The organism is Dactylosporangium sp. NPDC005572, from assembly GCF_040605515.1.
Lineage (GTDB): Bacteria > Actinomycetota > Actinomycetes > Mycobacteriales > Micromonosporaceae > Dactylosporangium.
This window is the reverse complement of the sequence record NZ_JBEXCY010000137.1, coordinates 22,600-30,562: the sequence shown is the minus strand read 5'-3', so window position 1 is coordinate 30,562 and position 7,963 is coordinate 22,600. Positions and strand designations below refer to the sequence as shown.

Genomic DNA, 7,963 nt, shown 5'->3' with positions numbered 1-7,963 from the left:
CCCCACCCCCTCCCCACCTGGCCCCCCGGCCGGCGCCCCCCACCACCCAGAACACCCCCCCCTCCGTTAGGGTGTGGCCCACCCCGTCGACGGCGTGGACCTCACCGCGGCGTGAGCGGTAGGTCTTACGCATCCCTGCTAGCTCAATCACGAACGTCGTCCCTGGTAGACATCATGAATAGACCACTTATCCGGTCGGTGTTCGAAACCTAGCGACGTAACATGTCGGAAACGCGTTCCAGGGCTGTGAGGATGATCTCTGCGGCCGGTCCGAGCCCGCTGGCGCCGCCGGATCCGCCGGGAATGCAATCCACGCCACACCTGCGGGCGTGGCTCCGCCCACAGCGGGCCGCCGGGACGAAACGCGGCCGTAACCTTCGCGGGGGCGTGCCCTCGTCGCGTTCGGCAACAACGGCGGCCCGCAGGTCCTGCGCCGGGTCACGGCGAGGTCCCGATCCGCATCGGGTGCGTCCTGCGCGCCGAGTCGTGCTCGCCACGGTGCGAGCGGTACAGGTTCTATCTACTAAACCCATCGGATTACCATGGCTTGAGTCCGATGGTTCCAACGGGCTCGGACGGAGGCCCCTCATGGTTGCTGTCGACGATGCCGAGCGGACGGTGCATGTCGAGAGCGTCGACTGGAACGACGCGGCGGCCGTCGCGCTGCGAGCGGCGATGGCCGCGGAGATGCGCGTGCGGTACGCCGACCGGTTCAACGACCGCAACGGCGTCGAGGCGGACACCGTTGCGTACACCGCGGTGGCCTACACCCGCGACCGCCTGCCGGTCGGCCACGCCGCGCTGCGTTGGCTGCGGGCCGATCTGGAGCTCAAGCGCATGTACGTCGCCCCGTCCCACCGCGGCACGGGCGTATCGATCGCACTGCTCGCGGCCGTCGAACAGGCCGCGGTACAACTCGGCGCGCAGCGGCTCCTACTGCAAACCGGGGACCGGCAACCCGACGCGGTCCGGTTGTACGAGAAGGCCGGCTACACCCGCATCCCCATCTACCCGCCGTACGAGACGCAGACCTACTCGCACTGCTTCCAGAAGCTCCTCCAGGCATGAGCGCTCCTGAGCTTGGTGCCGGCATGAGCCGACGCTTCACCCCGTTGATCCTGCACGGCGTCACGTTCCCCAACCGGGTCCGGGCCGCGCCGATGTGTCAGTACTCCTCCGTCGACGGGCGTGGGTCCTGGATAGCGGCTACCGCTTCCCGCTGGTTGAGCCGGGAGCCGGCGGCGTACACGTGGTCGAACCGATCCGCGCCCAACGTCTGACGAATCTGGGCCGCAAGCTCAGCCTCGCCCCGCCGCAGCATCGGCCACGCCCGCAGGCCGGCCCGCCGACGCGGGCCCTCGGCCGCCCCGGCGAGCAGCGCCGCCCTCTCGGGGTCGCCCTCCACGAACGCCAACCGGGCGAACGTGATCAGGCATAGGGACACATTGTGGGTATTGTGGGTCGCCAAGCTCAGGGCCAGCCCCTCATCCAGCAGCGCCGAGGCCTCGTCCAGCCGGCCCCGAACTGCGGCCAGGGCACCCACCTGCACCCGGGAGCCGGCGGCGAGCCAGGTGTTGTCGAATCGCTCTGCCAGGTCGCGCATCTCGCGGAGGTGGCGCAGGGCATCGTCGTAGCGGCCGACGGTCGTCTCCGCGACGCCGGCGGTGAACGCGGCCAGGGCGGTCAAGAACGGTTCGTCCTGGCGGTGGAGCTGCTCCAGGCTTCGCGCACCAGCCGGCCCAGCTCACCGGGTGTGCGGAAGGTTCGGTACGAGACCGTGGCCTCCTGCTTGATGCGGGCGACCCGTCATAGCGAGCAGACATGCCAGTCCTTCCCCCATCAGAGCTGTAACCGCGCAGCGAGCAGGCCCCGCAGCCGTTCGAGGGGGCCTCGGCGGAGCAAGTGGGTCGCAACGATGTGACCTGACGCGCCGGACAGGCCGGGTCCGGGGTGGGTCGCGGCCCCTATGTGCCAGAGCCGCTCGACCGGTGTCTGGTGGCCCGGGTGGGGCGGTATCGGCCGCCAGAGCAGGAACTGGTCGAGGGTGCAGGCGCCGGAGTACGGGTCGCCGTGCACCAGATTGGGGTTCTCCCGCTCCAGGTCGGCGGGGCTGAGCACCGCGCGGGCCAGCACTGCCTGGTCGAGGTTGGTCACCTGCTCGCCGAGCTGGGCAAGCACCCGGTCGGCATACGCCTCGGTCAGCTGCGGCGTCCACCTGCCGTCGCCTACATCGATCTCATCGGCGGCGTCGGCGCTCGGCCGGTACGGGGTCTCCAGCAGCTGGATCCACAGCACCGCGGCACCGTCGGGCGCCCGGGACGCATCGAGCACGGTGGGTTGTCCCGCCGCGATCGACGGCCGTGCGGGCAACACGCCGCGGCTCGCCTCGCCGACGGCCTTGCGCACCCCGTCCAGGCCCGGCGTCACGTGTACCAGGGGCACGCTGTCGAGCCGGCTGTCGCGCCAGCGCAGCGGTTCGCGCAGCGCCGCGTGGATCTGCATGGCGCCGCGTCCCCACCGGTAGTGGCGAGCGGCGTCGCGGACCGGGGCCGGCAGCTCGGCGTTGCGCAGCAGGTCGAGGTAGAGCGCCTGGGGCGTGGTGCTGGCCAGTACCGCGTGCCGTGCGCCGTAGCGGGTGCCATCGGCTGTCACGGCGGCCACCGCCCGGCCGGAACGTACCACGATCCGATCCACGGTCGCACCGACGTGCAGCTCACCCCCGTTGTCACGCACGATCGACGCGAGCGCCTCCACCAGCGTGACACCACCACCAACCGGCACCGGCATGCCACCCTGCACCGTCGCCGACGCGATCACCTTGAGCATGAACGCCGAGCCGGCGTCGTCCGGCCCCATGCCGTTGTGGTTGATCCACGGCGCGAACAGCGCACGGGCCTGCTCGCTGCGGAAGGCCCGCTGAAGCCAGGCGGTCGCCGGTTCGAGAGCCGACTGGGCGAACGCCAATGTCCCACCGGCCCTCATGGACAACAGCGCGCGGAGCCCGAGCCGGACACCCGCCGTCGACCAGAGCTCCGTGCCCAGCGCCCCGAACGCGAGCTTGGACTGAGCGCCGAACTCGCCCATCTCCCGCCGCCACACCGCGCCGTCACCGTCGGCGTACCGGTCCAACTCGGCGGCCAGCGCATCCTCGTCGGTGCTCAATACAGCGGTCGCCCCGTCGGTCGTCGCGACGCCGGCCGGGGTGGCGGTGTTGCGGTAGGCCAGACCACGCCGTTCCAGGTCGTCCTTGAGCCCCGGGTACGCCGGCCCGCCGACGAACAGCGGATGCCAGCAGGAGAAGACCTCGTGCCGGTACCCCGGCGCGGTGAGTTCGGCGGTCCGGATCGCACCGCCGAGCACTGGGCTTCCCTCGAGTACCACGACATCCCAACCGGCACGGCTGAGCATCGCCGCCGCGACCAGCCCGTTGATCCCGCTGCCGATGACGATCGCGTCGCAGATCCGCACGACGGGCCCTACCCACTGACGGTTGATCTACCCACGAACCGACGCGACCGTGACGTGCTGCGGGCTCGCTCGACGCGGACCCGGTCACGGCGGGGGACCAACCCGAGTCGTCGTCGCCGGCGACGCTCGGGTTCCCGTAGGTGCCGTCGGCCCCGACGGCGACCGCTACGGCCGGAGCTGTTCCGGCCACCGTGGGATGTCTCACAGTTGCACAGCCTGTTGTCATAGATGCGGAGTTGCAAAAGTATTCAATTGCAGAGTCTTTCGATCGCGTCTTGGGTGAGGATGTGGGCTGGTGCCGGTCCCGCTGGATCAGGGCAAGGCGGAGGTCCTCCGCACGATGGGCCATCCGGCACTGGGCGACGAAGGTGGCGCGAACGCGGGTCACACTGACGCAGCTGACGCAGTCGACGAAGCCGATGCCTCCGTGGGGGTGGCCGCGTGAGCATCATCACCGCGAGCCGCAGTGTCGCCCGGGCCGGTGGGGACCGGCTTGGGGCGCTGTTGCCGGGCAGGGCAGACGTCACGGCAATGCGCCGGGCGCCGCGCCGTGACCTGATGGCTGGTCTGACGGTGGCGGTGGTGGCGTTACCCCTCGCGCTGGGGTTCGGGGTGTCCTCCGGCCTGGGCGCCGCCGCCGGGCTGGTCACCGCAATCGTCGCCGGCGTGCTGGCCGCCGTGTTCGGCGGGTCGAACCTCCAGGTGTCAGGGCCGACCGGGGCGATGACAGTGGTGCTGGCGCCGATCGTGGCGCAACACGGACCCGGCGGGGTGCTCACGGTAGGGCTGCTTGCCGGCCTCATTCTGATCGCGCTCGCGTTGGGCAGGGCGGGTCGGTTCGTGCGCTACGTGCCGGCCCCGGTGGTGGAGGGCTTCACCGTGGGCATCGCTGCGGTGATCTTCCTGCAGCAGGTTCCAGCCGCGTTGGGTGTGCCGGCCCCGCACGGTGACACGGTGACGGTCGTGGCGTGGCGGGCCGTGCAGCAATTCGCTCATGCCCCGCACTGGACGTCGTTCGCGCTGGCATTGGGGGTGGCGGCAGTGATGCTCATCGGGGCCCGAATCCGCCCTGGGGTCCCGTTCTCGTTGATCGCCGTGGGCGCGGCAACCGTTGTGGCGCTGATGTGGCACCTGGACGTGACCCGCATCGGTGCGCTGCCGGCGACGCTGCCGACACCGTCACTGGGTTTCCTTGACCTCTCCGCGATCCCGACGCTGGCCACCTCAGCGTTGGCGGTGGCGGCACTCGCCGCGTTGGAGAGCCTGCTGTCGGCCACCGTCGCCGACGGCATGAGCGTCGGGCAGCGCCACGACCCCGACCGGGAACTGTTCGGCCAGGGTGTCGCCAACGTGGTGACCCCGCTGTTCGGTGGCGTCCCGGCCACAGCGGCGATCGCCCGTACCGCGGTCAACGTACGCGCGGGGGCGTCATCCCGGCTGGCGTCGATCAGCCACGCTGCCGCGCTGGCGATCATCATGCTCGCCGCGGCGCCTCTCGTCGCCCACATTCCCCTCGCAGCGCTGGCCGGGGTACTGCTGGCCACCGCGATCCGCATGGTCGAGGTGAGCTCCCTTGCGGCGCTGGCCCGCTCCACCCGCTCGGACGCGCTCGTCATGGCGTTGACCGCTGTGGCCACAGTTGCCCTGGACCTGATCGCCGCGGTCGGCATCGGCCTCACGTTGGCCTGTTTCCTGGCCATCCGCAAGATCTCCGGCGCCGTCGCTCTGGAGCAGATCCCCCTCGACACCAGTGATCATCAGGCCGAGGAAGCGGCGCTGCTGGCTGAGCACATCGTGGCGTACCGGTTCGACGGCCCGCTGTTCTTCGCCGCCGCCCACCAGTTCCTGCTCGAGCTGTCCAAGGTCGCCGACGTACGGGTGGTCATCCTGCGCATGTCGCGAGTGTCCACCATCGACGGCACCGGTGCACTCGTGTTGCGCGATGCGATCGAACGGCTGGAGCACCGCGGCATCACGGTCTACCTGTCCGGCATCCCCGAACGGCACACCAGAGCGCTGGATGCGCTGGCCGTGCTGGATCGACTACGTGCACAGGGGCGCTTGTTCGCGCACACCGGCGAGGCGATCACCGCCGCCCGCCAACTGTTGCACCACGACGGCGTCATCGTGCCGCGACCGCGGCAGGAACTCGTCGCCGGCACGGCCAAGGAAACCCCGTGAGGCCGGTGAATAGCACAGCCGGACCAGCCGGGCAGCAGGCGGCATGGGAGGCCTACCTCGCCGTCACCGTCGGGCTGCTGCCCGTGCTGTATGACGAGAACGGCAGCGGCGGGTGGGAACGGGCGAATCCGCGGCTGGGCGGGGTCGCGATCCGCATCCGCCGCTCCGCGCCGATGTGGGACCAGGACGGGCCGATGCTCGTCGCCGCCGCCGACAGCGCCATCCGCCTCTACCGCAACGGTGACCAGCCCGCGCTGATCGGGCTGGCACACGCGATAGCCCATCGGCTGTTCCAGCTTGCGTACACATCGGGCCGGCCGCAGCACCCGGCCCAGCACGACCAGAACGGGACCTGGAACGAACACCCCGACCGCAGCATCGATGAGCCGGGTACACCGCAGCAGCGTGCCACGCGACAGCACCGCCCACAGGATCACGAGAAGGGTAACGACAATGACTGACACGGCAACGGCGCCCGGCTCAGCCCCCACCACCCACGCTCGTCTGGTTGCGTGGGTGGCCGAGGTGGCCGCCCTGACCACACCCGGGTGGGTGCACTGGTGCGACGGCTCCGACGAGGAGTGGCGCGCTCTCACGGCGCTGCTCGTCGAGGCGGGCACCTGCGTCGCCCTCAACGAGGAAAAGAAGCCGAACTCATTCTGGGCCTATACCGACCCATCCGACGTGGCCCGGGTCGAGGAACAGACGTTCATCTGCTCGGCTGATGAGGCTGATGCGGGGCCGAGCAACAACTGGATGGCCCCGACCAGGATGAAGCGCCTCATGGCCGACCTGTACCGGGGATCGATGGCCGGTCGGACCATGTACGTCATCCCGTTCTGCATGGGCCCCCTGGACGCGGACGACCCGAAGTTCGGTGTCGAGATCACCGACAGCGCCTATGTGGCGGCCAGCATGCACATCATGGCCCGGGTCGGCACGCCGGTGCTGGACGTAATGGGTCGGGACGCCGACTTTGTCCCCGCCCTGCACTCGGTCGGCGCACCCCTGGCACCCGGCCAGGCCGATGTGGTGTGGCCGTGCAACGACACCAAGTACATCGCCCACTTCCCCGAGACCCGCGAGATCTGGTCCTACGGCTCCGGGTACGGCGGCAACTCGCTGCTGGGCAAGAAATGCTACAGCCTGCGGATCGCGTCGGTGATGGCCCGCGACGAGGGCTGGCTGGCTGAGCACATGCTCATCCTCAAGCTCACGAACCCCGCCGGTGCCGTGCACTACGTGGCGGCGGCGTTCCCCTCAGCCTGCGGCAAAACCAACCTGGCCATGCTGGAGCCGACCATCGACGGTTGGACGGTCGAGACGCTCGGCGATGACATCGCCTGGATGCGTTTCGGCGACGACGGCCGTCTGTACGCCACCAACCCCGAGTATGGACTCTTCGGCGTCGCCCCTGGCACCGGCTGGACGACGAACCCCAACGCCATGCGCACCCTCGAACGAGGCAACTCGCTGTTCACCAACGTCGCGTTGACCGACGACGGCGATGTGTGGTGGGAAGGCATGGGCGAACCGCCGGCCCATCTCACCGACTGGCACGGCCGGGACTGGGCACCCGAGTCCGGCAACCCGTCGAGTCACCCGAACTCACGGTTCTGCACCCCGATCAAGCAGTGCCCGATCCTCGCCCCCGAATACGACGACCCACGCGGCGTGCCTATCTCGGCGATCCTGTTCGGCGGACGACGCAAGACCACAATCCCCCTTGTGACGCAGGCCCGCGACTGGAACCACGGCGTGTTCATGGGCGCCACCCTGTCCTCGGAGACCACCGCGGCCGCGGCTGGGCAGGTCGGTGTGGTGCGCCGCGATCCGATGGCAATGCTGCCGTTCATCGGCTACCACGCCGGCGACTACCTGCGGCACTGGACCGAGATCGGCAAACACTCCACCGCCCCCGCCAAGCTGCCACACATCTTCCAGGTCAACTGGTTCCGCCGCGGCCAGGACGGCAACTTCCTGTGGCCCGGCTACGGCGAGAACTCCCGCGTCCTCAAATGGGTCATCGAACGGATCGAAGGTACCGCCGACGCCCTTGACACCCCGATCGGCCTGGTGCCGTACCCGGCCGCGATCGACACCGACGGCCTGAACGTCACCGACGACGACCTGGCCGCCGCGCTCCACGTCGACGTCGAGGAATGGCAGCAGGAGCTCGCACAGATCACCGAATGGTTCACCCGTTTCGGCGACAAACTCCCTGCCGCACTGTGGTCCGAATTGGACACCCTGCAACACCGGCTGATCATCCGATAACACCGGCTCCAGACCGGTGGCCTGTGGAGTCCGACCG

6 protein-coding genes are annotated in these 7,963 nt (G+C 69.7%); 4 read left to right on the top strand and 2 right to left on the bottom strand.

Translation table 11 applies throughout. The features are described 5' to 3' along the window. Nucleotides 1-588 precede the first annotated feature (588 nt). A complete protein-coding gene (locus ABZS66_RS42205; protein WP_354768006.1) occupies nt 589-1,068 on the top strand; it encodes a GNAT family N-acetyltransferase in 480 nt (159 codons plus the stop codon). Between the two features lie 97 nt (nt 1,069-1,165). Here the strand turns inward: ABZS66_RS42205 and ABZS66_RS42200 are convergent, their stop codons facing one another. Beyond that, the gene (locus ABZS66_RS42200; protein ID WP_354768010.1) at nt 1,166-1,720 is read right to left on the bottom strand and encodes a hypothetical protein; all 555 of its coding nucleotides are present in this window, start codon (nt 1,718-1,720) and stop codon (nt 1,166-1,168) included. A 119-nt stretch (nt 1,721-1,839) separates the two neighbouring features. Then, nucleotides 1,840-3,468, bottom strand: a complete 1,629-nt coding sequence (locus ABZS66_RS42195; protein WP_354768004.1) for an NAD(P)/FAD-dependent oxidoreductase — start codon at nt 3,466-3,468, stop codon at nt 1,840-1,842. Nucleotides 3,469-3,999: 531 nt separating this feature from the next. On the opposite strand from ABZS66_RS42195, the gene ABZS66_RS42190 reads away from it, so the two are divergent. From ABZS66_RS42190 to ABZS66_RS42180, 3 genes are all read left to right on the top strand, one after another. Further along, nucleotides 4,000-5,649 carry a SulP family inorganic anion transporter gene (locus tag ABZS66_RS42190; protein WP_354768008.1) on the top strand — a complete coding sequence of 550 codons (1,650 nt, stop codon included), beginning with the start codon at nt 4,000-4,002 and terminating at the stop codon, nt 5,647-5,649. A gap of 83 nt (nt 5,650-5,732) precedes the next feature. Beyond that, a complete protein-coding gene (locus tag ABZS66_RS42185) occupies nt 5,733-6,110 on the top strand; it encodes a hypothetical protein (protein WP_354768002.1) in 378 nt (125 codons plus the stop codon). Then, nucleotides 6,103-7,926, top strand: coding sequence for a phosphoenolpyruvate carboxykinase (GTP) (locus tag ABZS66_RS42180; protein WP_354768000.1), 1,824 nt, complete (start codon nt 6,103-6,105; stop codon nt 7,924-7,926). Before ABZS66_RS42185 ends, ABZS66_RS42180 begins: the two co-directional genes overlap by 8 nt. The last annotated feature ends 37 nt before the right edge of the window (nt 7,927-7,963 follow it).